Annotated in this window: 18 protein-coding genes; 4 read left to right on the top strand and 14 right to left on the bottom strand. The window is 67.3% G+C overall.

All coding sequences use genetic code 11. The annotated features are described in order from the left end of the window. Positions 1-22: 22 nt before the first annotated feature. The 7 genes from AAC979_RS05180 to AAC979_RS05150 form a co-directional block, all read right to left on the bottom strand. Positions 23-454, bottom strand: coding sequence for a VOC family protein (locus AAC979_RS05180; RefSeq protein WP_371345778.1), 432 nt, complete (start codon positions 452-454; stop codon positions 23-25). Continuing rightward, positions 451-822 (bottom strand): SUF system Fe-S cluster assembly protein, encoded by a 372-nt coding sequence (locus tag AAC979_RS05175; protein ID WP_371345777.1) that lies wholly within the window; start codon positions 820-822, stop codon positions 451-453. The genes AAC979_RS05180 and AAC979_RS05175 overlap by 4 nt, the downstream gene beginning before the upstream one ends. After that, entirely contained in the window at positions 819-2,069 is a 1,251-nt protein-coding gene (locus AAC979_RS05170) for a cysteine desulfurase (protein WP_371345776.1), read from the bottom strand. The genes AAC979_RS05175 and AAC979_RS05170 overlap by 4 nt, the downstream gene beginning before the upstream one ends. Before the next feature lie 149 nt (positions 2,070-2,218). Beyond that, positions 2,219-3,532 (bottom strand): Fe-S cluster assembly protein SufD, encoded by a 1,314-nt coding sequence (gene sufD / locus AAC979_RS05165; protein WP_371345775.1) that lies wholly within the window; start codon positions 3,530-3,532, stop codon positions 2,219-2,221. Between the two features lie 10 nt (positions 3,533-3,542). After that, a complete protein-coding gene (gene sufC, locus AAC979_RS05160) occupies positions 3,543-4,301 on the bottom strand; it encodes a Fe-S cluster assembly ATPase SufC (protein ID WP_371349002.1) in 759 nt (252 codons plus the stop codon). Positions 4,302-4,430: 129 nt separating this feature from the next. Next, the gene (gene sufB, locus AAC979_RS05155; protein WP_371345774.1) at positions 4,431-5,903 is read right to left on the bottom strand and encodes a Fe-S cluster assembly protein SufB; all 1,473 of its coding nucleotides are present in this window, start codon (positions 5,901-5,903) and stop codon (positions 4,431-4,433) included. Between the two features lie 114 nt (positions 5,904-6,017). After that, on the bottom strand, positions 6,018-7,187 hold the full coding sequence (locus AAC979_RS05150) for a cysteine desulfurase family protein (protein ID WP_371345773.1): 1,170 nt from the start codon (positions 7,185-7,187) through the stop codon (positions 6,018-6,020). A 337-nt stretch (positions 7,188-7,524) separates the two neighbouring features. Between AAC979_RS05150 and AAC979_RS05145 the strand changes: the two genes are divergently transcribed. Next, positions 7,525-8,190, top strand: a complete 666-nt coding sequence (locus AAC979_RS05145; RefSeq protein ID WP_371345772.1) for an alpha/beta hydrolase — start codon at positions 7,525-7,527, stop codon at positions 8,188-8,190. A gap of 81 nt (positions 8,191-8,271) precedes the next feature. Here AAC979_RS05145 and AAC979_RS05140 read toward each other — a convergent pair whose 3' ends face one another. Next, positions 8,272-8,640, bottom strand: coding sequence for a hypothetical protein (locus tag AAC979_RS05140; protein ID WP_371345771.1), 369 nt, complete (start codon positions 8,638-8,640; stop codon positions 8,272-8,274). Between the two features lie 201 nt (positions 8,641-8,841). Then, positions 8,842-9,972, bottom strand: coding sequence for an anhydro-N-acetylmuramic acid kinase (locus AAC979_RS05135; RefSeq protein ID WP_371345770.1), 1,131 nt, complete (start codon positions 9,970-9,972; stop codon positions 8,842-8,844). 108 nt (positions 9,973-10,080) lie between these two features. On the opposite strand from AAC979_RS05135, the gene tyrS reads away from it, so the two are divergent. After that, entirely contained in the window at positions 10,081-11,340 is a 1,260-nt protein-coding gene (gene tyrS / locus AAC979_RS05130; RefSeq protein ID WP_371345769.1) for a tyrosine--tRNA ligase, read from the top strand. Positions 11,341-11,598: 258 nt separating this feature from the next. Here the strand turns inward: tyrS and AAC979_RS05125 are convergent, their stop codons facing one another. Next, a complete protein-coding gene (locus AAC979_RS05125) occupies positions 11,599-15,102 on the bottom strand; it encodes a DUF3971 domain-containing protein (protein ID WP_371345768.1) in 3,504 nt (1,167 codons plus the stop codon). Positions 15,103-15,344: 242 nt separating this feature from the next. Between AAC979_RS05125 and AAC979_RS05120 the strand changes: the two genes are divergently transcribed. After that, positions 15,345-15,812, top strand: a complete 468-nt coding sequence (locus AAC979_RS05120; protein ID WP_371345767.1) for a peroxiredoxin — start codon at positions 15,345-15,347, stop codon at positions 15,810-15,812. 64 nt (positions 15,813-15,876) lie between these two features. Here the strand turns inward: AAC979_RS05120 and prfB are convergent, their stop codons facing one another. Continuing rightward, entirely contained in the window at positions 15,877-17,007 is a 1,131-nt protein-coding gene (gene prfB / locus AAC979_RS05115) for a peptide chain release factor 2 (RefSeq protein WP_371345766.1), read from the bottom strand. 156 nt (positions 17,008-17,163) lie between these two features. Between prfB and AAC979_RS05110 the strand changes: the two genes are divergently transcribed. After that, positions 17,164-17,775 carry a glutathione S-transferase family protein gene (locus AAC979_RS05110; protein WP_371345765.1) on the top strand — a complete coding sequence of 204 codons (612 nt, stop codon included), beginning with the start codon at positions 17,164-17,166 and terminating at the stop codon, positions 17,773-17,775. Positions 17,776-17,798: 23 nt separating this feature from the next. On the opposite strand, the gene AAC979_RS05105 is transcribed toward AAC979_RS05110, so the two are convergent. From AAC979_RS05105 to AAC979_RS05095, 3 genes are all read right to left on the bottom strand, one after another. Continuing rightward, on the bottom strand, positions 17,799-21,038 hold the full coding sequence (locus tag AAC979_RS05105) for an autotransporter domain-containing protein (protein WP_371345764.1): 3,240 nt from the start codon (positions 21,036-21,038) through the stop codon (positions 17,799-17,801). A 186-nt stretch (positions 21,039-21,224) separates the two neighbouring features. After that, complete coding sequence (locus AAC979_RS05100) at positions 21,225-23,663, bottom strand: penicillin-binding protein 1A (RefSeq protein ID WP_371345763.1); 2,439 nt, start codon at positions 23,661-23,663, stop codon at positions 21,225-21,227. Between the two features lie 117 nt (positions 23,664-23,780). Continuing rightward, positions 23,781-25,052 carry an N-acetylmuramoyl-L-alanine amidase gene (locus tag AAC979_RS05095; protein WP_371345762.1) on the bottom strand — a complete coding sequence of 424 codons (1,272 nt, stop codon included), beginning with the start codon at positions 25,050-25,052 and terminating at the stop codon, positions 23,781-23,783. Positions 25,053-25,409 lie beyond the last annotated feature (357 nt).

Raw genomic sequence — 25,409 nt, 5'->3', positions numbered from 1 at the left:
GACAGCGGACAAGTCCCCACCCTCAATAATTCGGCCACAGCCCCGGCGTGGCGAGTTCCACCAGGTGGTGATCGGGATCGCGGAAATACAGGCTGACGCCGCCACCCTTCCAGTTCACCCGCCCCTCCAGCGGCACACGATGAGCGGCGAGATGCTGCTCCCAATGCGCCGGAGAACTCTCAGGAATCGCCAGCGCGTAATGCAGCGCGCCGCTGCCATCATGCGGCGGGATGGTGCCTTCCGCCATCACCACCGGCTCCCGCGTGGCGCCGCGGAGGAACAGCAGCAGCACGCTGCCCGGCCCGGCGCGATAGGCGCAGAACCGGTCATCGGCGACCATCGGCTCAAGCCCCAGCACCCGCTCATAAAAGGCGCGGGCGCGGGGCATGTCGTCGACATAGAGGCCGGTTTCCAGCACGCCGGACAGCGGCGGCGCGACGGGCGTCTCGCTCACCACAGATTCAGCGCCAGCCGCGCTTCCTCTGACATGCGGCCCTGATCCCAGGGCGGATCGAAGGTGAGGTTGACGGTGGCGCCGGCAACCCCGCCGACGCTCGCCACCGCGCCTTCCACCATCCCCGGCAGCTCGGCCGCCGAGGGGCAGTTGGGCGTCGTCAGCGTCATTTCCACCGCGACCTGACGGTCGTCGGCGATGTCGACCTTGTAGATGAGGCCGAGTTCGTAGATGTCGACCGGGATTTCCGGGTCGTAGACGGTCTTGAGCGCCGCGACGATGTCGTCGGTCAGGCGCTCAAGCTCCGCCTCCGGGATGGCGGAGTTCACGGCCGGGGTGTTCGGCGTGTCGGTCTGGGTTTCGCTCATGCGAAAAGATCCTGAGCCTTGATGAGGGCGTCGGCGAGAATGTCGACTTCCTCATGCGTGTTGTAGAGCGCGAACGACGCCCGGCACGTCGCATTCACACCATATCGCCCCAGAAGCGGCATCGCGCAATGGGTGCCGGCGCGCACCGCCACACCCGCGCGGTCGATCACGGTGGCGATGTCGTGCGCATGCGCGCCCTTCACGTCAAAGGCAAAGATGGCGCCCTTGCCCGGCGCGTCGCCATAGACCTGGACGGAATTGATCTGCGACAGCCGCTCGCGGGCATAGGCGCCGAGCGAGGCTTCATGCGCGGCGATGCGATCACGACCGAGGCTCTCCATATAGGCGAGCGCCGCACCGAGCCCGATCGCCTGCACGATGGGCGGCGTGCCGGCCTCGAAGCGGTGGGGCGGCTCGCCATAGGTGACGCCCTCTTCCGTGACGGTGCGGATCATCTCGCCGCCGCCCTCATAGGGCGGCATCTTCTCCAGCAGCGCCCGCTTGCCATAGAGCAGGCCGATGCCGGTCGGACCATAGAGCTTGTGGCCGGTCACGGCGTAGAAATCGACATCGAGGTCGACCACGTCCACCGGCATGTGCACGGCGGCCTGCGCCCCGTCCACCACCACCACGGCGCCGGCCTCATGGGCGAGCCGCGCGATCTCCTTGATCGGGGTCACCGTGCCGAGCACGTTCGACATGTGGGTGATGGCCACGATCTTCGCGCGTTCGGTCAGCAGCGCCTTGAAGGCGTCGAGATCGAAAGCGCCATCGGGCGTCACCGGCGCCCATTTGATCACCGCGCCCCTGCGCTCGCGCAGATAGTTCCACGGCACGATGTTGGAATGGTGCTCCATGATCGAGAGCACGATCTCGTCGCCCTCGCGGATCGACTGGCCGAGCGAGGAGGCGACGAGGTTCAGCGCGCCGGTGGCCGAACGGGTGAAGATCACCTCGTCCAATGTCGCAGCGCCGAGGAAGGCGCGGCAGCGCTCGCGCGCTTCCTCATAGGCTTCCGTCATCGCATTGGCGAGGAAGTGCAGGCCGCGATGCACGTTGGAATATTCGTTCTCATAGGCGAAGCGCATCCGGTCCAGCACCTGCACCGGCTTCTGCGCCGAGGCGGCATTGTCGAGATAGACCAGAGGCTTGCCGTACACCTGCTTGGACAGGATGGGGAAATCCTGCCGCACGCGGGCAACGTCATAAGTGCCGTCGGTGACGGCGGGATGGAGGGTGATGGTCATCGGTCGACCTTTCTGGCGCCACACGGGCGAACATCCTTCGAGGCCGGCCCTTGGCCGGCGCCTCAGGATGACGTGGTGCTCAAGGGCAACGTCATCCTGAGGTGCGAGCGAAGCGAGCCTCGAAGGATGCTCGCCCCGTCCAATCCGCCTCAGGCCCGCGCCGCGAGCCAGGCTTCCGCGCGTTCGACCAGCGCCTCGCGCAGGCCGTCATGCTCGACGGTCTCCACCGCCTCGCCCACAAAGGCCTGCACCAGAAGGCTCTGCGCCTCCTTGAGCGGAATGCCGCGGGCGCGCAGATAGAACAGCAGTTCGTCGTCGATCGCGCCGCAGGTGGCGCCATGGCCGCACTGCACGTCGTCAGCGAAGATCTCCAGCTCCGGCTTGTTGTCCATCTCGGCCTCGTCGCCCAGCACCAGCGCGCGGCTCATCATCCGCCCATCCGTCTTCTGCGCCGCCTGGCGGACAACGATCTTGCCCTGGAACACGCCGCGCGCGGAATCGTCGAGCACATGCTTGAACAATTCGCGGCTCTCGCAGCCCGGCACCTGATGATCGACATACAGGGTCGTGTCGGCATGCTGGCGGTCTTTCAGCAGCGCGGCACCGTTGAAGCCGACATGGCTGTTCTCGCCCGACAGCGTCGCATAGAGCGAGGTGCGCGCGACGGAAGCGCCCAGCGCGAAGCTGAAGGCGTGGACCTGCGCCTCGCGGCCGACATCGAACAGGAGCGTGGCGAGGTGGAAGGCGCCCGCGCCATCTTCCTGCAGCCGCACCACATCGAGATGCGCCTCGTCGCCGACGACGAACTCGGTGGCGGTGTTGGCCTGGTAGGCCAGCCCCTCCGGCCCCTCGAAGCTCTCGGCATAGGTGAGGGAGGCGCCCGCCCCGACCACCACCAGAGAGCGGGCATAGCTCGCTGCCGCCGCCTCGCCGGCGAAGACATGCGCCACATGCAGCGGCCGCTCGATCTTCGCGCCCGGCGCCACAGTGACGACCACGCCGTCCTTGGCCAGCGCGGTGTTGAGCGCCAGCGAAGCGTCGTAGCGGCCGGGCTGGATGCCGCCGAGGCGGCTCAGCACCGCGTCCCCCGCCGCGATGGCGGCGGACAGGGTGGTGACGGTGAGCCCCGGCTCCAGATCGGCGAGGTCGGAGAGTTCCGGCACCACGGCGCCATTGGCGACGACGATGCGGCGGGCATCCACCGCGCGCAGCAGGCGCGCGCGGGCATCCGCCTCGGCCACCGCCGCGGTGCCGGCGACGGGAACCGCCTCGCGCATCAGGCTGCGCAGGTCGGTGTATTTCCATTCCTCGACCCGCCGGTGCGGCAGGCCGTTCTCCTCGAAGGCGCGGGCGGCGGCGCGGCGCAGATCGGCCAGCCGGTCGCCACCTTCCGGCACGGTGCCGAGCGATGCGAGGATCGCCTGTTCGGCCGGAGTGCGGATCGGACGGATGTCAGCGTTCATCTCAGCCACCTCACGCCGCGTCCTGCTGGTACTCGGCATAGCCATTGGCTTCGAGCTCCAGCGCCAGTTCCTTGCCGCCGGAGCGCACGATGCGGCCCTTGTTCATCACATGGACGAAGTCGGGCACGATGTGGTTGAGCAGGCGCTGATAATGGGTGATGACGATCATCGCCCGGTCGGGCGACCGCAGGGCGTTGACGCCCTCGGAGACGACCTTGAGCGCGTCGATGTCGAGGCCGGAATCGGTCTCGTCGAGGATCGCCACCTTCGGTTCGAGAATCGCCATCTGCAGGATTTCGGCACGCTTCTTCTCACCGCCGGAGAAGCCGACATTGACGCCGCGCTTCAGCATGTCCTGGTTGATGCCGAGATGGGCCGCCTTATCCTTGACGAGGCGCAGGAAGTCCGGCGTGGAGATTTCCGCCTCGCCGCGCTTCTTGCGCTGCGCGTTCAGCGAGGCGCGCAGGAAAGTCATGGTGGCGACGCCGGGCACTTCCACCGGGTACTGGAAGGCGAGAAAAACGCCCTTGGCGGCGCGCTCGTCGATTTCCATCGACAGCAGGTCCTCGCCGTCGAGGGTGACGGCGCCGTCGGTGACCTCATAGTCCTCCTTGCCGGCGAGGATATAGGAGAGGGTCGACTTGCCGGAGCCGTTCGGCCCCATGATCGCGTGCACCTCGCCGGGATTCACCTTGAGCGAGAGGCCCTTGAGGATCTCCTTGCCGTGTTCGCCGTCGATCTTGGCGTGGAGGTTGTCGATGTCGAGCATAGCCATGTCTGCTGTTCCGTGTCTGGGCGCGTCGACCGGCGGGAGCGCTGAGCCGGGAGCGCGCTGAAAATCTGCGAACGATCCCGGAGCGCGGCGCCGCCGCGTCCGGGATGACGATAAAAAGGGGCGTCAGCCCACCGAACCCTCGAGGCTCACCGCTATCAGCTTCTGCGCCTCGACGGCGAACTCCATGGGGAGTTGCTGCAGCACGTCCTTGACGAAGCCGTTGACGATCAGCGCCGTCGCTTCCTCGGGATCGAGGCCGCGCTGGCGGCAGTAGAAAAGCTGGTCGTCGGAGATCTTCGAGGTGGTGGCCTCGTGCTCGAACTGGGCGGACGAATTCTTCGACTCGATATAGGGCACGGTGTGCGCCCCGCATTTGTCGCCGATCAGCAGGCTGTCGCAATTGGTGAAGTTGCGCGCGCCGGTGGCCTTGCGGTGGGCGGTGACGAGGCCGCGATAGGTGTTGTCGGAATAGCCCGCCGCGATGCCCTTGGAGATGATGCGGCTCGACGTGTTCTTGCCGAGATGGATCATCTTGGTGCCGCTGTCGACCTGCTGGCGCCCGTTGGAGATGGCGATCGAGTAGAACTCGCCCTGGGAATTGTCGCCGCGCAGGATGCAGCTCGGATATTTCCAGGTGATGGCCGAGCCGGTCTCCACCTGCGTCCAGGAAATCTTCGAACGGTCGCCGCGGCAGTCGCCGCGCTTGGTGACGAAATTGAAGATGCCGCCCTTGCCGTCCTTGTCGCCGGGATACCAGTTCTGCACCGTCGAGTATTTGATCTCGGCGTCGTCCAGCGCCACCAGTTCGACGACGGCGGCATGGAGCTGGTTCTCGTCGCGCATCGGCGCGGTGCAGCCTTCGAGATAGCTCACATAGGCGCCTTCATCGGCGATGATGAGCGTGCGCTCGAACTGGCCGGTGTTGCGCTCATTGATGCGGAAATAGGTCGAGAGCTCCATCGGGCAGCGCACGCCCTTGGGCACGTAGACGAAGGAACCGTCGGAGAACACCGCCGAGTTCAGCGTGGCGAAGTAGTTGTCGGTCACCGGTACGACCGAGCCGAGATATTTCTTCACCAGTTCGGGGTGCTCGCGCACGGCTTCCGAGATCGGCATGAAGATCACGCCGGCCTTGGCGAGTTCCTCCTTGAAGGTGGTCGCCACCGAGACCGAATCGAACACGGCGTCGACCGCCACCTTGGTGGCGCCGCTCTCAATGCCGAGCAGCGCGTCGCGCTCGCGCAGCGGGATGCCCAGCTTCTCATAGGTGGCGAGAATTTCCGGGTCGATATCCTCGATCGACCGGGCTTCCTTGGCCTTCGGCGCGGAATAGTAATAAAGGTCCTGATAGTCGATCGGCGGATAGCTCACCCGCGCCCAGTCCGGCTCGCGCATGGTCTGCCAGCGGCGGAAGGCGTCGAGCCGCCATTCCAGCAGCCAGTCGGGCTCGTTCTTCTTCGCCGAAATGAAGCGGACCGTGTCCTCGGTCAGGCCCTTGGGGGCCTTCTCGGATTCGATCTCGGTGAAGAACCCGTACTTGTACTGATCGACATCAATGGAGCGGACCTGGTCCACTGTCTCCTGTACGGCCGGCATCGTCTCATCTCCTCTCCCACGCGGGGTCAAGGCCCGCGGGTCAGGTCAACCATTCCGCAGGTGCTGCACGAGGCCGCCCCTGCGCCGTCTCGCCGCCCTGCGGGCGGGCCTTGCTCACGCCGCCGCGCGGCGACGCAAAAGACCGGGCAACACCCGGCGAAACACGCCAAGCGCCCGGTCGACATCCTCTTCCCCGCTCGACCAGCCGAAGGACAGGCGGAACGCCGAGCGCGCGATACGCTCGGGCACGCCCATCGCGCCCAGCACATGCGAGGCCGCGACCTTGCCCGACGAGCAGGCGGCCCCGGCGCTCACCGCAAGGCCCGCCAGATCGAGCGCGATGACGATCGTTTCCGCCGGCACCCCGGGCAAAGCCAGGCATGACGTGTTCGGCAGCCGGTCGACATCGCCCACGAGCAGGACGAGTTCGGGGAACTCGCACCTTAGAGCGTCTTCAAGCCGTTCGCGCAAGCCATTGATGCGCACGCCGTCGGCGTCCACAGAGGCGCGCGCGCGCTCGGCCGCCGCGCCGAAGGCGGCGATGGCCGGCACGTTCTCGCTGCCCGCCCGCCGGCCGCGCTCCTGCGAGCCGCCGCCGAGCAGTGGCGCCGGGCGCAGATCGGGATCGGCGAGGATCAGCGCCCCCGCCCCGGGCGCGCCGCCGAGCTTGTGCGCAGACACCGACATCAGGTCGACGCCGAGTGCGGACATGGAGAGCGGGATGCGCCCGGCCGCCTGCACGGCATCGGTGTGGACCAGGGCGTCATGGGCATGGGCGCGGCGGGCGGCTTCCGCCAGCGGCTGCAAAACGCCCGTCTCATTATTCGCCACCATCAGCGACAGCAGCACCCGACTCCCCGCGGCGGCGTGGCGCGCCAGAGCCGCGTCGAGCGCATCGAGCCGCAGCCGTCCGCGCGCATCCACGGGCAGAACCTCGACCTGCTCCGGCGCGAAGCGATGACCGCGCAGAACGGCGGCATGCTCCACCGCGCTCACCAGCAGCGCGTCGAAGACGAGAGGCGTTTCACCGCGCCGGTAGTCGGGGGTGAGCGCCAGCGCGTCAGCCTCGGTGCCGCTGGAGGTGAAGATCACCCCGCCAGGGCTCGCCCCGACCAGTGCCGCCACCCGTGCCCGCGCCGCGTCCATCGTGCCGCGCGCGGCACGGCCCTCGGCATGCACGGACGAGCCGTTGCCGGTGGCGTCGAGGGCCGCCAGCAGCGCCTCCCGCGCTTCCGGGCGCACATGCGAGGTCGCGTTGTGGTCGAGATAGGTGCGTACGTTCATGGGTTCGGAGGCTCGCAGTTCCTTTTCCGTCTCCTATATAGGAAGGCGCGGCGGCGTCTGCCCGTTCCTTTGCGCTAAAGCTTGCAAATTCAGGCGTCGTCCGTCATAGCTGACCGTCCCGTCTTCTTCGTTGGGCTTTCGGTCGCGCGCTGGTTGAACGCGACGCGATCGCAACTCGACGTAGATGTTTAGAATTATTCTAATAAGTTAGGGCTCCCGCCCCAGGTCGTCAAGGCGCATGCGGTAAGGCGGTCTTTCGAGACGAAGGCCGGTACGGGTTCAGCGGCCCTCCGGACCATTTTCGCCTTGCCCCGCCGCAGTCAAGGTCACGAGCTTCATGCCTGAGGTCATCTTCACCGGCGAGAAGGGGCGGCTGGAAGGCCGCTACCAGCCGGCCAAGCAGCGCCACGCGCCCATCGCCATCATCCTGCACCCGCACCCCCAGTTCGGCGGCACGATGAACAACCCGGTCGTCTATAATCTCTATTACCAGTTCGTTAACCGGGGCTTCTCGACGCTGCGCTTCAATTTCCGCGGCGTCGGCCGTTCGCAGGGCGCGTTCGACCACGGTCAGGGCGAGCTGGCGGACGCCGCCGCCGCGCTCGACTGGGCGCAGTCGATCAACCCCGACGCGCGCGCCTGCTGGATCGCCGGCTTCTCCTTCGGCGCCTGGATCGGCATGCAGTTGCTGATGCGTCGCCCGGAGGTGGAGGGTTTCATCTCCATCGCCGCGCCGGCGAATCTCTACGACTTCTCCTTCCTCGCCCCCTGCCCGTCTTCCGGCCTGTTCGTGCATGGGGACAAGGACGCGGTGGTGCCCTTCTCCGCCGTCACCGGCCTCGTGGAGAAGCTGAAGACCCAGAAGGGCATTGTCATCGACCAGCAGACCGTGCCGGGCGGCAACCATTTCTTCGACGGCAAGACCGAGGAGTTGATGGAGGTCGTCGGCGCCTATCTGGACAAGCGCCTGCCCGACACCGCCAAAAAGACCAGCGCCGCCTGAGGCGCCGTCTCCGGCCGCAGACGTGAAAAAGCCCGGCGTTGCTCGCGCCGGGCTTTTTGCTGTCGGGGGGAGACGGTCGGATCAGTTGAGCACGAGACGGGGCGGGTTGGTCACCGTGACCACATCGCCCTCGCGGGCGATCTCGACAATGCTCGCCGCCGTATCGACGGCACCGGGCACGGAGACGCTGACGGCCTGATCGGGCTGGAGCGTGGTGACGACGCGAATGGGGGCGCCGCCGGCGACGCTCAGCGTGGCGACGACATGAAAGCCGTCAGCCTCGGGAGTGTAATACGCAACGCCATTGACATAGCCGATATTGATGGTCTGGGCGGTGGCCGGCTTCAGGCCGGCAACCTTGTCGGCGGCACGGACGGGGGCGATGACGGCGACGGCGATGAGGCCGCCGGCGACGGCAAGCGGCAAGAGATCGCGGCTGAGGCTGCGCATGTCGAAGGCTCCAAGTTTCTGTCCAGGCGTGTTGAAGAGGAAGCTGCCTGCCTGGCGAGCCGGACTTCCGGGAGCCCTCAAACTACATGGAATATTGTGCACCGCATCATCCGATTGCGCATCGCACCATTGCATTTCAGGAATACTGCGACATTCTGTGTCGAGTATTCAATTTTTCTGAATGTCGCCTTCAGCTTCTCTTCACGCCGGCGCGATGATCCGGCCGCCGGTCAGTGGCGCCGGCACGCCGGTGGTGGTGGGGAAGCTGAGCGGCAGGCCGCGCAGCGCCCGCACGGCGAGGAAGGCGAAGGCCTGTGCCTCCAGCGCGTCGGTCGACCAGCCGACCGCATCGGCGGTGTCGACGGGCAGGCCGAGCCGCTCGCCGAGCATCCGCAGCAGCGTCGGGTTATGCGCCCCGCCCCCGGCAGCAATGAGCCGTCGCGGCCGGCGCGGCAGATGCGCCAGCACGGCGGCAACGCAGGCCGCCGTCAACGCCGTCAGCGTGGCCGCGCCGTCTTCCGTTCGCATCGCGTCGAGTCCCGCCCGTCCCTCCACCCAGGCGCGGAACTCATTGCGGTCGAGCGATTTCGGCGGGCGGCGGGCGAAGAAGGGGTGGTCCAGCAGCCGTCCCAACGCCGCTTCGTCGACGCGCCCCGCCGCCGCCGCCGCGCCGTCGCGATCCAGCGGCTCGCCTGTGCGGGCCTTCATGAAATCGTCGATCAGCGCATTGGCCGGGCCGGTGTCGCAGGCGATCGGATCGGCATCGCCGTCCAGAGCGGTGATGTTGGCCACCCCGCCGAGATTGAGCACCAGCAACGGGCCCTTATCCGCCAGCCCCCGCGCCAGCGCCCGGTGATAGACCGGAACGAGCGGCGCTCCCTGCCCGCCCGCCGCGACATCGGCGGCGCGCAGATCGTAGACGAGTGTCGGCCCCGGCGGTCCGGTCAGCGTCCGCGCCGCCCGCGCCAGCGCCGCGCCGTCGCCAATCTGCACGGTGAGGCGAATCTCCGGGCGGTGCAGCACGGTCTGGCCGTGGAAACCCAAGACGGCGACATCGCGGTGCTCGGGATGCGCCGCGAAGAAGGCGGCCAAAGCGTCGACATGCCGCTCTGTCAGCCGCGCCTCGGCGGCGGCGAGAACGCCCGGGCGGGCGTCACGGTCGGTCAGCGCGCGCGCTTCCTCCAGCGCGGCCACGAACAGGGCGCGGTCGTCAGCGCTGTAGGGATAGGTGGAAGCCGGGCCGAAGCTGGCGACGGTTTCGCCGTCGGTGTTGATCAGCGCCACGTCGACGCCGTCGAGCGAGGTGCCGCTCATCAGCCCGATCGCCTTCACCGCCGTTCCTCCCGCTGCCTCGCCGCCACTGCGCGGGGTGCGTTTGGCGCGCGAAGCTGATACATGACCGGCCGATCCTAACATGGCGTTGATGTCCGCAGGCCCGAGATGAGCAGCTTCAAATCCGATTTCCTCCGCACTCTCAGCGAGCGCGGCTTCATTCATCAGATCTCCGATGAACAGGGTCTCGACGACCTCTTCGCCAAGGAAACGGTGACCGCCTATATCGGCTTCGACCCCACCGCGCCGAGCCTGCATGCGGGCGGTCTGATCCAGATCATGATGCTGCACTGGCTGCAGAAGACCGGCCACCGCGCCGTCTCGCTGATGGGCGGCGGCACCGGCATGGTCGGCGATCCCTCCTTCAAGGACGATGCGCGCCAGCTCATGACGGTGGAGACGATCGAGGCCAACATCGCCTCGATCAAGCGCGTCTTCTCCAACTACCTCACCTATGGCGAGGGCCCAACCGACGCGCTGATGATCAACAATGCGGAATGGCTGCGCGGGCTCAACTATCTCGAGTTCCTGCGCGATGTCGGCCGGCACTTCTCGGTCAACCGCATGCTGTCCTTCGACAGTGTGAAAACGCGGCTGGACCGCGAGCAGTCGCTCTCCTTCCTTGAATTCAACTACATGATCCTGCAGGCCTATGACTTCGTCGAACTGGCCAAGCGCTATGATGTGCGGCTGCAGATGGGCGGCTCGGATCAGTGGGGCAACATCGTCAACGGCATCGACCTCGGCCACCGCATGGGCACGAAGCAGCTCTACGCGCTGACCTCGCCGCTGCTGACCACCGCCTCCGGCGCCAAGATGGGCAAGTCGGTCAATGGCGCGGTGTGGCTGAACGCCGACATGCTCGGCCCCTACGAGTTCTGGCAGTACTGGCGCAACACCGAGGACGCCGACGTCGAGCGCTTCCTCAAGCTCTACACCACCCTGCCGATGGACGAGATCGCGCGCCTCGCGCAGGAGGCGAAGGGCGCCGCCATCAACGAGGTAAAGAAGCTGCTCGCCACCGAGATCACCGCCCTGCTCCACGGCCGCGCGGCGGCCGAGGCGGCGGCGGAGACGGCGCGCAAGACCTTCGAGGAAGGCGGCATCGCCGCCGACCTGCCGACCGTCGACGTGCCGGCGGCGGAACTCGCGGCCGGCATCGGCGTGCTCGCCGCCTTCGCCGAGAAAAGCGGCCTCGTCGCCTCCAATGGCGAAGCGCGTCGCCAGGTGAAGGGCGGCGGGCTGAAGGTCAACGATGCCACCGTCACCGACGAGAAGGCGGTGCTGACCGAGCGCGACCTCACCCCCGAGGGCGTCATCAAGCTCTCGCTCGGCAAGAAGAAGCATGTGCTGCTGAAGCCGGTCTGACCTTCAGCCATCATCCCGGTCGAAGCGCGCGGAGCCGGGATCGCTTACAACAAAAGCTCCACCTTCACGCGATCCCGGATATGGCCTCACGGCCATGCCGGGATGACGGCGTGCGGGTGAAAAGGGACGACGGCAGACATAACCTCAAGCATGTCATTGCCGGGCTCGACCCGGCCATCCACGTCTTCGTGTCACGCGGCCAAATTCATCCCCGGGCCAAGCCCGGGGATGACGAGCGTTTGACGGTCGTGGCCATGCCTACCGGGTCGGGATCACCGCCGGCGGGGTCGGGTCCGGCGCCTGGCGGAACTCGAAGATCTTGCGCAGGAAGCCGGGCGCCACCGCCGAGATCGGATTGACCCGCAGCGTCGGGCCGGACACCGGGCCGACGATCTCATAGGTCACGCCGACCAGCCCCTCATTGGGTCCGCCGCCGAGGAAGAAACCGACGACCGGCAGCCGGCTGAACAGATTGTTCAGCCCATAGGCCGGGACATAGGTGCCGCGCACCGACACACGGTCATTGGCGAGATCGAGTGTGCCGTCGAAGGTCGAGCCGATCGACGGACCCCAGATCGCGCCGTCGCGCAGCGTGATCTGCTGGGCGGAACGCTGGAAATTCACCTGCAGCTTGCGGAAGGAGATGGCCGAACCCGGCTGCGGGCGCCCGTCGCGGCCGGTCTGCGGCGCGGCGGCGATCAGCCGGTCGAGCCCCGCCTCGCCGCGAATGACGAAATCGCGGACATTGATCACGCCGCTCTGCGGCCGGCCGCCGCCGGGGGCGTCGATATCGACCCAGAGATCGCCGCCATAGATTTTCGGGTAAAGATCAATGAAGCGCAGCAGCGCGCCGGCGTCGCTGGTGGCGACGCGCAATTGCGGACGGCCATTGCCCTGTGCCGTGAGTTCGCCGGTCACGCCGCCGGAACGGCCGACCAGCGCGCCGAGGGAAAAAGTCCGTAGCTCGCCATTGCGCCGCGAGAGCAGCAGCGCGACATCCCGCATGGTCTCGCCATTATTGCCAGCGACGACGCCAAGCTTCACGTCAAGATCAATATCGGGCGGGCGGGCCGTGCCGGGCCCGCTGGGGGGCGTGTCGGTAACCTGCTTGAGGAAGGCGCGCGCCTCGATGACATCGCCGCGCACCGTCACCTTGTAGGTGCCGTCGACATTCTCCAGCTTCACATTGGCCTTGTCGCCATCGGCGAGCTTGAAGGTCGGCAGGTTGGCGCTCAGCACCCCGCCCTTGGGATCAAGCTCGACCGTGCCGCGAATGTCCACGCCCTGCCCCGACACCGCGAGATCGTCGAGCCGGATCACCTTGTCGGTGATATGCGCCGTCGCGGTCATCCGCGCCGGCTTGCCCGCCGGCTTGGTCCAGCCCGGCACGAGGTCGAGCAGCTTGACCTTGGTAAGGTCAAGCTCGACATCCACCGTCTTCGCCTTGGGCCCGACCTCGCCCGACAGCTTGACGCCGAGCGGCCCGAGCATGCCGGGAATGTCGAAGCCGAGCTTCTGCCGCGCCGTATCGTCGAGCGAGGCGGCAACCGCGAAGGTGACATCGCCGACGGCGGGACGGTTAAATTCGAAGCTGGCCGGCGCGCCGCCGAACTTGCCCTCGCCGCGAGCCACCGTCGCCGCCTGGGTGATGAAGGCGCGCACCGTGGCGTCGGTAAGGTTCTGGTTCAGCACCATCTTGGCGGCCGCGAAATCGCTCAGCGTGGCGTCGAAGGCGTAATCGACATCGGCCGGTTGGATGTTGTCGGAGAGCTTGATGCTGATCTGTGCCGTGCCCTCGATCGTACCGGACACGTTCTGCGGGTCGACCGGCACATAGGTCGGGCCGCGCAGCGGCGGGATGGCGGCGAGTTCGATCGCCGCCGCCGCCGGTCCGCTGACCTTGACCTGAACCTTGCCTTCCGGCTGGGGCGGGGCCGTGTCGGAGATGTCGAAGATGCTCTCGCCGATCTCGAGCCGGCGCTCGCCCGGGGTCTCCATCGCCGCCTTGGCCACCGTCACATGCGCCGTGCGGCCGGTGATCTTGACCACCACATCGGCGTCGATCACCGGCGGCAGGCCGGGAACCGGGATGAAGCGCCCCTTGGTACCGGTGATGGCGATGTGCAGGCCGTCATCGGCGAGGGGATTGTTCTTTTTGCCGATGGAATCGAGCGGAGCGTTGAAGAAGATGCTGGCCGCGCTGACATCGCCGGAGATCAGATGGTCATAAACCCATTTGCGCGGCGCAGGTGCAGCCACCGCCGGCCACAGACGGATGAGCGAGGTCGCCGACATCGGGGTGGCGGTTACGTTCATCGACAGGGAGGGCTTGGGGCCGGCCAGCTCCAGCACACCGCCCAGCGTGATGCCGCCCTGCGGACCCTTGAGATCACCCCGCTCGATGCTGGCGCGCTGCGCCACCGGATCAAAGGAGAGATCCATCACGATGTCGTCCAGCACAAAGGGCGGCACCTCGTTCTGGTGCGGCCCGCCGCCGAGGAAGCTGGCGCGGGCGGTCTGGGTGTGAAGCCGCCAGGGACTGACGGGGTCGGCGGGAATCTCCACCGTGCCGGCAAGGTCCATGCCGAAGGGGCCGGCCTGCGCGGTGACGGAGGTGAGATTGATCCGGCGCGCCGCCGGATCGAGCGTGAAGGCGAGCACCGCCTCGTCGATCAGCATGCGCCCTTCCTCATCCGAGCCGAGCTGCAGCTCACCGGCGCCGGCCGCCAGACGCCCGCTGGTGGCGAGCACCACGCCCCGCGCGTCGATGGTGGCGGAGAGGTCCGCCGACAGCGGCGAGGTGGCGAGAATGTCCGCCCCCGCCTTGCCGGCGGCGATCAGCAGGTCGCGCGGCGCGAGATCGCGCACCTGAAGCTCCAGATCGCGGCGCCCGTCCACCAGCGAGCCGAGCGTGGCACGGGCCGACCAGGGACCGTCCATGCCGCCCGCCTTGATGTCGAAGGTGATGCCGCCTTCCGCCGGCCGCGACAGCGACAGGTCGATATCGTCGAAGGTCCATTCCCGCCCGCTGGCCTCGTTGCGGATGACGACGATGCCCTCCTTGAGACCGATCTCGCTCAGCGTGCCGCCGTCGAGCCCTCCCTGGTCGAACTGGCGGGCCAGCGCGGCGAGGCTGGCAAGGCGCAGCGGGCCGAAGGGCGTCGTCACCTGCGGCGCCGGCGCGGCGGCGGGTTCGCCGGCGCTAGCCGCCGGCGCCTCCCCGGCCGCGGCTGGTTCGGCCGTCGGCACGGTGGCGAGCAGCTTGGGCTGGGCACGGGCGCCGTCAGCGGCATCGGCCTCGGCGGAGATCGCCAGTTGGCCCTGCGCGTCGATGAACACATTCAGCCGCACGCCCACCAGATCGACCCGCTCCGGCTGCATCAGCCAGGGCAGCCAGCTATCCTGAAGCGCCACTTCGGCCTGTGGCGCGGTGGCGATGACATCGCCGTCATCGTCGCGCACCGTGATGTCGTTGGCGTGCAGGACGATGCCGCCGCTCTCGGCGCGCTCGGCGATGATGGCGCCGATCTGCACCGTGCGCCCGGCGCCGAGCCTCGCTTCCAGCGTGCGCTCGACATAGGGCCGCGCCATGTCGACGGTGAGCACGCCGGCGCTGAACAGAAAATAGACGCTGGCAGTGGCGAAGGCGGCGACGAGAAAGGCCGAGCCACCCGACCAGGCACACAGGCGCAGCCAGCGCCGCCGCCGGCGCACGGGGGCAGCGCAGACCTTCGGCGGTCGCTTGACGCGAAGGCGCTTCACATGGCGCCTGCCGGCCGTCGGCGACCTGTGCGTCGTCTGCTCTCTCATCTACGGCACGAATCCTTGAGTCCGGAGCATAATGCCCGGGTGTGCGCCGGGGGGCGACACCTTATCCACGCGCATGCTGACATCCCGCTGATCGACCGGCACAATTGGCGAAGCCTGCGCATCGGCCGGCACGCTCCCGTCCCGCAACACACCGCTTCAGCCGATCACCCCCAAACACGCCGAAAGGAAGGCACATGACCGAGATTGCCGTAGGCACCCCCGCGCCCGACTTCACTTTAACCACCGATTCGGGCGAGGTGCTGTCGCTCGCCGGCTGCCGGGGCCGGAAGCTGGTGCTCTATTTCTACCCCAAGGCCGGCACCTCCGGCTGCACGGTGGAAGCGCATGATTTCAACCGGCTGAAGGCCGCCTTCGACGCCGCCGACACGCGGGTGGTCGGCGTCTCGCCCGACCCGGACAAGGCGCTCGTCAAGTTTCGGGCCAAGGAAGGCCTGACCTTCCCCCTCGCCGGTGACGAGAGCCATGCCATGCTCGAGGCCTATGGCGTGTGGACCGAGAAATCCATGTACGGCAAGAAATATATGGGCGTGGAGCGCACCACCGTGCTGATCGACGCCGAAGGCAAGGTCGCCCGGCTCTGGCCGAAGGTGAAGGTCGCCGGCCATGCCGACGAGGTGCTCGCCGCCGCGCAGGCGCTGTGACGGCCCGACGAAACCAAGGCGGGGCGCCACTGGGGCGCCCCGGGCACCGGCCGACGCGGCCGGATCAGTCCACGTCCTCAACGCTTGCCGGCCCGCCGCCATAGGCGCGCTGCGCCAGCGCCGCTTCCATGAACGGATCGAGATCGCCGTCCAGCACTTCCTGCGGCGTGCCGGACGTAACCCCGGTGCGGAGATCCTTCACCAACTGGTAGGGCTGCAACACATAGGAGCGGATCTGGTGGCCCCAGCCGATATCGGTCTTGGCTGCCTGATCGGCGGCGGCCTGCGCCTCGCGCTTCTTCAGCTCCATCTCATAGAGCTTGGCGCGCAGCATCTCCCACGCCGTGGCGCGGTTCTTGTGCTGCGAGCGATCACCCTGCGCCACCACGGCGATGCCGGTGGGAATATGGGTGAATCGCACAGCGGATTCGGTCTTGTTCACGTGCTGGCCGCCCGCGCCGCCGGAGCGCATCGTATCGATGCGCAGGTCGCTTTCCTTGATGTCGACGACGATGCGGTCGTCGATGACGGGATACACGTCGACGCTGGCGAAGGAGGTCTGGCGGCGGGCATTGGAATCGAAAGGCGAGATACGCACCAGCCGGTGCACCCCGGCCTCGGTCTTCATCCAGCCATAGGCATTATGCCCCTTCACCAGAATGGTCGCAGATTTGAGCCCGGCGGTTTCGCCCGCCTGCTCGTCCACCAGTTCCACCTTGAAGCCGCGCCCTTCCGCCCAGCGCGTATACATGCGCAGCAGCATCAGCGCCCAGTCCTGGCTGTCGGTGCCGCCGGCACCGGCATGGACTTCGAGATAGCTGTCATTGGCATCCGCCTCGCCGGAGAGCAGGGCTTCGAGCTGCCGGCGGGCGACCTCGGCCTTGAGCCGCGTGAGCGCGGCCGTGGCCTCGTCGACGATGGAAGCGTCGCCCTCGGCTTCGCCGAGCTCGATCAGCTCGACATTGTCCGCCAGTTCGCGCTCGATACGCTCCAGCGCGCCGAGCCCGTCCTCGAGCGTGCCGCGCTCCTGCATCAGCTTCTGCGCCCGCTCGGGGTCGTTCCACAGATTGGGGTCCTCGGCGAGCGCGTTCAGCTCGGCAAGGCGGGCCTTGGAACGGTCGAAATCAATGTGCTGCCGCAGCAATTTGGCGGCTTCCCGGATTTCGTCGACGCTCGCGGCGAGCTCGGCGCGCATGATGGCTACTCTCGATAGGACGTTGAAGGCGGCGGAAAATAGAGGCGTTGCCCCAAGGTGTAAACGCCCCCGCTCTCCGCGGCGCGCACGGGAAGCGGCTTGCGGGTGGCAATGGTGGCCCTAGGATGGGGCAAACTCCGGAACAAGGAACACCAGATGCATCTCGTCGGCATGCTCGATTCGCCCTATGTGCGCCGCGTCGCGGTGTCGCTGACCTATCTGGGGCTGCCATTCACGCATGAGTCCGTGTCGGTGTTCCGCCACTACCCGCGGTTTCAGGAGGTCAATCCCGTGGTCAAGGCGCCGTCGCTGGTGACGGATGGCGGGGTCGTGCTGATGGACTCGACGCTTATCCTCGAACATGCGGAAAAGCTCGCAGGCCGGTCGCTCTCACCCGAGGATGCGGGGCAACACGCCCGCGCCCAGCGCATCGTCGGCCTTGCGCTCGCCGCCTGCGAGAAGAGCGTGCAGATCGTCTATGAGCACCAGTTGCGCCCGGCGGAGAAGCGGCACCAGCCCTGGCTCGACCGGGTGCAGGAGCAGCTTTTCGCCGCCTACCGTCTGCTGGACGAGGAGATCGGCACTGCGGAGGGCTGGATGTTCGGCCCGGCACCGATGCAGGCCGACATCACCGCCGCCATCGCCTGGACCTTCACCACGCGGATGATCCCCGACGTGCTGCCCGCCGACGCCTTCCCCGCCGCGGCCCGCCTCGCCGCCCATGCCGAGGCGCAGGAGGCGTTCAAGGCGTGGCCCTATGATGGCTGAGGGCGCGCCGGGCGAGCGCGCGCTTAGAAACGCATGCTCAGCGCGGCGGTGAGCCCGTTCTGGCTGAAGCCATCGCCGAACTGTCCACCATAGGCGATGTTGAGCGAGACGGCGGGCGTCAGGACCATCTCCAGCCCCGCCTCGACCACCGCAACGTCCTCGCCGAGCGGCGCGCCGCTCACCGTGAAGGGCAGTCCGCCGATCAGGAAGGATTGGGTCTGGGTGGGGATGACATCGCCGAAGGCGTGCCGCCAGCCCAGCGTGCCGTGGAAGGTGGCCTGCATCGCCGCGGACGGAAGCGGAGCGGCGAGGCGCAGGCCCAGCGTGGAGAAGGTGGTTTGCGTCGTGGAACCGTCCACCCGCAACGCCGCCGAGCTGCCTGTTTCGGTGTAGCCGTCGGTGTGCAATTGCACATAGGCAAGATTGCCGAACGGCTCCAGCCGCACCATCCCGGCGTCGAGCCCGTAGGCGAGTTCGCCGAAGGCCTGGAAGGTGCCGGCGTTGTGGTCCGCCTTCGCAGCTCCGACGAAGCCCGGCAGGGCGACCGTTCGAGAGAGGTCCACATCCTGCCAGCTATAGGCAAGCCCGGTCCGCAGCGCGAGCGCGTCCCAGGAGCGGCCGGCATAGGCGCCGATATGCCAGTTCTCGCTGCTGCCCGTGGCGGCGTCCGCCGTGCTGTCGAAGCTGGTGCTGCTGTAGCCGCCGAACATGCCGACGCGCCAGTCCTCGACCCGCGTGTCGCCGCCGATGAGGAAGCCGCCCGTATTGCTGTCGAGGCCCCGCGCGTTGGCGTTGCCGTCATAGGAACTCCAGGCGCCGAAAGCCTGCGCCCACAGCGCCGAGGACGGCGACGCGACAGGCGGCGGCGCCTTCATCGGCAAGGCCACTGCCGGGACCGACGGGGCGGCATAGGCGAGCGGCGCCACGGCGATGCCAGCGGATGCCGCGGCCGGGGTGTCGGCCGTCCTCAGCCGGTCGATCACCGCCGCGCGCAGGAAGATGCTGTCATTGAGCAGCACGCTCTTCACCGAGGCGCCGGCCGCGCCGGAAAGTGCCGCAAACCCGGCCGGGGCTGTCGAGGCGTTGAGCGACAGGACCGCATCGCCGAGCGCGCTGTCCAGCGGCGCGCTATCAAGGCTGCGCGCCGCCGCTCTCTGGTTGGGCGTCAGGGCCAACGCGGCGAAAGGCAGGCTGGAGCGGAACGTCTGGACGACAACGCTGTCTTCGCCGTAGTTCACCCCCATGTCGAGAAAGGGATAGGCCGCGGGCGGGTCGCCGCCGGCGAGGGCGAAGGTGCCGTCCACGCCGCTTTCCGCCGACAGGATCGTGTACTGCCGCAGGCCGAGGATCGTGCCGGGTGCCACCACGAGATCCAGCACCGCGCCGTTGATCGAGGCAGCTCCTCCGGCGACAATCAGGTCAGCACCGTCACGGGCCAGTTCGGCCTGATAGGTGGTGCCGGCCGCGAGTTGCACATCGCCCTCGACCTCGACCGTGCCGACGGAATTCCCCGGAGCGATGATGCCGCCGGTGATGTCGAGCGTGCCGCCGATGGTGCCCGAGCCGAAGAACAGGCCGGAGCTTTCGACATTGCCGCTCACGCGGCCATTATTGCCGAACTCTCCCGAGCTGAGCACGTTGCCGTCGATCAGCCCGTCATTCAGCGTCGTGCCCTCATTGACAACTGCGGCGGAGTCGACGGTCCCGGCATTGTAGAAGAACGCGCCGGGCGCCACGTCCACAGCCCCGAAAAGGCTGCCGGTCACCGCCAGCGTGCCGCCGAGCACCCCGGTGCCCCCGGTATAGGTGCTCTCGCCCACCAGAACGAGAATGCCGTCGCCCGCGAGTTCCAGCCGGCCGTCGCCGGTCATGTCGTTGGCCCAGACATCGAAGGCCATGTAGCCCCCGGCGGAAGCGTCCATCTCGATGGTCTGGGTGCAGTCCTCGGCCCCCTCGCCGCCGCAGTTGAGCGCGCCGAAGCCGTCCGCCGCCGCGTACAGATTCAGCCGGGCCCAGCCGCTGCCATTGTCGAAGGCGCTGCCGGAGGCAATCTCGGTGGTCGCGAGCACTTCGCGCCGTTGCGCGGCGTCCAGGTAGGGAAAGCGGGTGGCGATGAGCACTTCGGCGCCCTCGGGCACCACGGGCGCCTCGCCAGTGTCGGAGAAGTCCGGCAGGCCGTAGGTCATGTAGTAGGTGTAGAGGTCGCGGGCCTCGCGGAACTGGTCGGCGGTGGGAATCGCGCCCGCGCGGATGCAGGCGACGACATTCTCCCGGCAGGCGCCGGCATAGGGCGACGAGCCGCCGGAGCCGATATAGGCCTGCAGCGACGCGCTCGCGCCGGCGACATCGGCCGTTCCGACCCCGTAATCCGTGCCGTTCAGCCACATGGCCAGATTATAGGTCGCGATCAGGCGGCCACCGATCACGTCGAGGGGGTAGTGGACCCCGAAGATGTTGCGGCTCAGCCCGAAGTCGATGCCCGCCATGAGGAAGTCCTTGTAATATTGCGGCGCAAGGATTCCGGTGAGAATGGAAAGGGTGTTGCCGGCTGTGGAATGCCCGCTCGGAAAGGCCGGGCTATCGACATAGCCACCCCAGTTCTGGGCCTGGTAACGCGGCGGCACGTCGCTCGACTGCTGGATCGTCACCGCAAGGGCGGATGTCTGCTGCACGGTCCAGGGAGCGCCGTTGATCGCCTCCGACACCACGAAGGGGCGCGGATCGCCCGCTGCCTCGCCGGCATATTGAGGCAAGACGCCGTAGACGCTGTAGCTGGCGCGGTCCGGATCCTCGGCAAAGTGGGTCTTCATCTCGCCCGCGACCGGGCCCGTTACATCCAGCGCCTGTTCGATGATGGTCACATAGGCCGAGCCTGTGGGGAAATTGGTGCCCGGCGACAGAAGCGAGCCCTGATTGAACAGATAGCTCAGATCGGGGCGCGCGAGATTCCAGATGTTGTAATAGGGTACATTACCCTGAAGCTGACTGTTGATCGCCGCCAGCAGCTTTTGCTCGGAGGTCGAGGACGCATAGATCGATTCTTCCGTGGCGAGGTTCTGCTCAAGAATTGCCAGGCCCGCTTCCTCATGCTGGAAAGCGGCGAAGTTCTCGAGAAGCTCAACATTGCAGGAGTGGATGCTGTCGCAGCCGCTCCCTGCCAATGCCGTCCGGGGCAGCGTGAGGACCAGAGCCGCCGCGAAAGCCACACCGGCCGATACCAACTGAAAATGAAAGCGCCCGTCATCCCCATGACGATACACCATGCCCGCCCCTCGTCTCCGACCGCGCCGCAACGGCCGCCCGTAATGAGGCAGACGGCCGAGGCCACAGCCGGCAAAAACGTCCCCAAGACAGGGAAAGGCTAAGGTTCGCCAGGCCGCGCATCAACTAAACGCCGGCGTAAAACCGTCAGCGGCGGGTCGTTGCGGACCGAGTGATGCAAAAACGCCTCAGTAGAGCCCGCCCGTGCCACTGGCGCCCACCGCGCGGTCGGCATCGGGGTTGATGCCGATCGGATTGCCGGCCGCATCGGTCGCGCCGATGATCGAATAGCTGTCCGGCGGCGCGGTGCCCGGCTTGAAGGCTTCGAGAATCGAGGCTTCGCCCGGCCCGGCGCGCAGGCCGGTCTTGGGGTTGATGCGGATCAGCTTGATGCCGGGCGGCACACGGAATGGAACCGCCGGACGGTCAGCCAGCGCCAGCTTCATGAAATCGCGCACCACCGGGGCGGCGAGCGAGCCGCCGGTGGAGCCCTTGCCCATGGGCTTGGGCGTATCGAAGCCGAGATAGACCGCCACCACGAGCTCAGGCGTGTAGCCGACGAACCAGGCGTCCTTTTCCTCATTCGTGGTGCCGGTCTTGCCGGCGATCGGCTTGCCCAGCACCTTGAGTGCCGTGCCAGTGCCGCGCTGGACCACTCCTTCCAGCATCGAGGTGATCTGGTAGGCGGTCATCGGGTCGAGCACCTGCTCGCGCCGGTCGATCAGCACCGGCTCGCTCTGGCCGGACCAGGCGGCGGCGTCGCAGCCGCGGCATTCGCGCTCGTCATGGCGGTAGATGGTCTTGCCGTAGCGGTCCTGGATACGGTCGATCAGGGTCGGCTTGATACGCTTGCCGCCATTGGCGAACATCGAATAGCCGCCGGCCTGCCGCAGCGCCGTGGTTTCGCCGGCGCCGAGCGACATGGACAGCACGGGCAGGAGATTGTCGGAGACACCAAACCGCTTGGCATATTCGACGATCAGCGGCATGCCGAGATCATTGGCGAGCCGCACCGTCATCACGTTGCGCGATTGCTCGATACCGAAGCGCAGGGTCTGCGGGCCGTAGAACTTGCCGGAATAATTCTCCGGCCGCCACGTCGCCTGTCCCTGCTGGGCCAGTTCGAACGGCGCGTCCAGCACGACACTGGACGGGGTATAGCCATTGTCGATGGCCGCCGCGTAGACATAGGGCTTGAAGGACGAGCCCGGCTGACGCATCGCCTGGGTGGCGCGGTTGAACTGGCTCTCATCGAAGGAGAAGCCGCCGGCCATCGCCAGCACGCGCCCGGTCGAGGGGTCCATCGCCACCAGCGCGCCTTCGATCTGCGGCTGCTGGCGCAGGCGCCACTGGTCGGGCTTGCCGTCCACCGGCTCGACATAAACCACGTCGCCCGGCTTGAGCACGCTGGCCACGCCGCCCTTGGCGTTGCGGATCGCCCATTTGGCGCCATCGGCGGTGATCATGCCGACATCGCGCTGGGAGCTGAGCGTGCCGGAACGGTCGCGCTGCGGTTGCAGGCCGATGCGCGCGCCCTTGGCGTCGGAATCGAGCACCACGGCGAGGCGCCAGGGAATATCGGTGAAGGTGCGCACATCGGCGAGGCGCGCGCCCCAGTCGCCCGTTGTCTCGATGCGCGTCACCGGGCCGCGATAGCCGCGCTGCTCGTCATAGCGCGTCAGCCCGTCGAGCAGTGCCTGCTTGGCATAGGCCTGCAGCTTGGGATTGAGCGTGGTGCGCACCGAGAGACCGCCGCCATAGAGCTTGTCCTCGCCATAGCGTTCGAAAATCTCGCGGCGCACTTCCTCGGCGAAATACTCGGCCGAGAAGATATGAGCGCCGGTCGGGCGCACAGTGACATCGAGGTCGGTCTTTTTGGCTTCCTCGGCCTGCGCCTCGGTGATGTAGCCGTTCTCGGCCATGCGGTCGATCACCCAGTTGCGGCGCTCGACGGCGGCGTCGTGGCGGCGGAACGGGTGATAATTGTTCGGGCCCTTGGGCAAGGCGGCGAGATAGGCGGCCTCGGCGATGGTCAGCTCGGAAACCGACTTGTCAAAATAAAGCAGCGAGGCGGCGGCGACGCCATAGGAGCCGATGCCGAGATAGATCTCGTTCAGATAGAGTTCGAGAATCTTGTCCTTGGAATAGGCGCGCTCCATGCGCAGCGCCAGCAGTGCCTCCTTCACCTTGCGGTCGATCGAGACCTCGTTGGTGAGCAGGAAATTCTTGGCCACCTGCTGGGTGATGGTCGAGGCGCCCTGCGGGCGGCGGCCCGAGCCGTAATTCTGGATGAAGGCGTAGGCCGCGCGGCCGATACCGGTCAGGTCGATACCGCCATGGGAATAGAAGTTCTTGTCCTCGGCGGAGATGAAGGCTTCCTTCACCAGCGGCGGAATGTTCTGGATCGGCAGGTAAAGCCGGCGCTCGCGGGCATATTCGGCCAGCAGCGAGCCATCCGCGGCATGGACGCGGGTCATGACAGGCGGCTCGTAGTTCTGAAGCTGGCTGTAGTCCGGCAGGTCCTGCGAGAACTTCCACGCGAAATAGCCCGCGACGGCCCCGCCGACCACGAAGACGATCGTGCCCAGCGCGAACATGAAACCCAGAAACCGCAGAAGCAGCCGCATGCGGCCAGGCCCCCATAAGCTGAGGACGCCACCGCGCTCCTGCACGATGCGAGTCCAGTGTCCGTCGTCGCCCTAAGGGCAGCGTGTGCGCGGCAACTATGGCCTAATCGCGACCGTTCAAGGCCCGGTCGCGGCCAGAGGATCGCCGCCCGTCCGGCCAGTACTGGCCGGCAGCGCCACGGGGATACCCTCCACGGGCCCCTGCGCGGCGAAATAGGCGTCGATCGCCGCGACCATGGCCTCGGTCACACTAGCCTGCCAGGCGGCCGATGTCATGAGCTCAAGGTCCTTGGCGCTGGAAAGATAGCCGAGTTCGAACAGCACCGAGGGAACGTCCGGCGCCTTCAGCACCTTGAAGCCGGCCGATTTCAGCGGCGATTTGTGCATCCGCGCCACGCCGCTGACGCTGCCGGCGAGACTGCGGGCGAAAAGCGCGGAAAAATTGCGCGTCTCGCGCTGGGCGAGGTCGAACAGGATGCCGGCGACATCTGCCGGCTCCTCGGAAAGGTCGATTCCGGCAATGAGATCCGCCTTGTTCTCCGAATCCGCGAGGCGCTGCGATTCGGCGTCGGAGGCGCGGTCGGAGATGGTGTAGATCGTCGCCCCGCGCACATCGCCATCCTTGGAGCCCAGCGAATCGGCGTGCAGCGAGATGAACAGCCGCGCGCCATGTTCGCGGGCGAAGCGCACACGCTGGCCGAGCGAGACATAGGTGTCCTTGGTGCGCGTCATCAGCACGCGGTAGCGCCCGGTCTCCTGCAGGCGCCGCTCCAGTTGGCGGGCGATGACCAGCACCAACTGCTTCTCGTTCACCCCGTATTTGGCGTTCACCGCCCCGGCATCAATGCCGCCATGGCCGGGATCGAGCACGATGACCGGACGCAGATCGCCGGCGGCGGCGACCTCGGCCTGCGGCATCTCCGGCTGGTCGACCGCCCGCTGCGGCGCGGCGGCGGCTTTCAGGAAGCTTTCCCGGTCGGTCTTGACGAGGTCGATGACCAGCCGGGCCGGCTGGTCATCCATCGGTTCCAGCACGAAAGCCTTGTCGACCTTCACCGGCGCCGTCACGTCGAGCACGATGCGGGCCTTGCCCGGCGCGAACAGGCCGAAGCGATAGGCCGAGACAAGACCCCGCCCCTCCTGCCCGGCGGAGGCCGGCAGCGCGAAGATCACATCGGGAATATCAACGACAACACGGTAGGGATCGGCGAGGGTGAAGGCGCCGAGAGGTACGGCGCGTGAGAGGTCGATCACCAGTCGGGTGCGCTGGTCGTCGCCGGCCAGGCGCGCATCGCTCGCCACCACCGGAGCCTCGGCGTCGGCGGCATGGCAGGTGGAAAACCACGCCGGCAGCAGCGCCAGCGCCGCCGCGAGCCAGATATTCCGCATGCCTCTTCGCCACGCCATGGCTGCCCGTCCCTCCTCCTGTTCCGGCCGCCCGCCACGAAGCTGGGGCGCGTGCCCCGTCTTTCTAGCGAATTACGCAGAAAGGGTTAACCAGCCCTTGCGCCGCGCCGCACATCGGCGGGCGGCCGTGGCCGGCGGGCAACGGCGCGGCAGGCGACCTATCGGACGCGATCCTTGCCAAATCGGCATGCGTGCCGCTATTAAGAGCACGCATATGGTTCGCATTCCGGTCGCTCGTCGACGTCCGGCTGTCGCGACCCCTGCGGCGAAGGGCTGCCCAGCAATGGAGGAGCCCGGCACAAGGCGCGAATTCCATTCGGGACCCGTAGCCGTGCCTCG

This window comes from Ancylobacter sp. IITR112 (assembly GCF_041415945.1).
Classification (GTDB): domain Bacteria; phylum Pseudomonadota; class Alphaproteobacteria; order Rhizobiales; family Xanthobacteraceae; genus Ancylobacter.
The sequence above is the reverse complement of the archived record's forward strand: the minus strand, read 5'-3'. Positions and strand labels throughout refer to the sequence as shown.

What these genes read in the sequence shown, in the direction of transcription:
- AAC979_RS05140 (WP_371345771.1), bottom strand. Translation starts at nt 8,640, where the DNA reads ATGCGCAGCCTCAGCCGCGATCTCTTGCCGCTTGCCGTCGCCGGCGGC.
- sufB (WP_371345774.1), bottom strand. Translation starts at nt 5,903, where the DNA reads ATGCCGGCCGTACAGGAGACAGTGGACCAGGTCCGCTCCATTGATGTC.
- AAC979_RS05120 (WP_371345767.1), top strand. Translation starts at nt 15,345, where the DNA reads ATGACCGAGATTGCCGTAGGCACCCCCGCGCCCGACTTCACTTTAACC.
- AAC979_RS05150 (WP_371345773.1), bottom strand. Translation starts at nt 7,187, where the DNA reads ATGAACGTACGCACCTATCTCGACCACAACGCGACCTCGCATGTGCGC.
- prfB (WP_371345766.1), bottom strand. Translation starts at nt 17,007, where the DNA reads ATGCGCGCCGAGCTCGCCGCGAGCGTCGACGAAATCCGGGAAGCCGCC.
- AAC979_RS05145 (WP_371345772.1), top strand. Translation starts at nt 7,525, where the DNA reads ATGCCTGAGGTCATCTTCACCGGCGAGAAGGGGCGGCTGGAAGGCCGC.
- sufC (WP_371349002.1), bottom strand. Translation starts at nt 4,301, where the DNA reads ATGCTCGACATCGACAACCTCCACGCCAAGATCGACGGCGAACACGGC.
- sufD (WP_371345775.1), bottom strand. Translation starts at nt 3,532, where the DNA reads ATGAACGCTGACATCCGTCCGATCCGCACTCCGGCCGAACAGGCGATC.
- tyrS (WP_371345769.1), top strand. Translation starts at nt 10,081, where the DNA reads ATGAGCAGCTTCAAATCCGATTTCCTCCGCACTCTCAGCGAGCGCGGC.
- AAC979_RS05170 (WP_371345776.1), bottom strand. Translation starts at nt 2,069, where the DNA reads ATGACCATCACCCTCCATCCCGCCGTCACCGACGGCACTTATGACGTT.
- AAC979_RS05095 (WP_371345762.1), bottom strand. Translation starts at nt 25,052, where the DNA reads ATGCGGAATATCTGGCTCGCGGCGGCGCTGGCGCTGCTGCCGGCGTGG.
- AAC979_RS05105 (WP_371345764.1), bottom strand. Translation starts at nt 21,038, where the DNA reads ATGGTGTATCGTCATGGGGATGACGGGCGCTTTCATTTTCAGTTGGTA.
- AAC979_RS05100 (WP_371345763.1), bottom strand. Translation starts at nt 23,663, where the DNA reads ATGCGGCTGCTTCTGCGGTTTCTGGGTTTCATGTTCGCGCTGGGCACG.
- AAC979_RS05110 (WP_371345765.1), top strand. Translation starts at nt 17,164, where the DNA reads ATGCATCTCGTCGGCATGCTCGATTCGCCCTATGTGCGCCGCGTCGCG.
- AAC979_RS05175 (WP_371345777.1), bottom strand. Translation starts at nt 822, where the DNA reads ATGAGCGAAACCCAGACCGACACGCCGAACACCCCGGCCGTGAACTCC.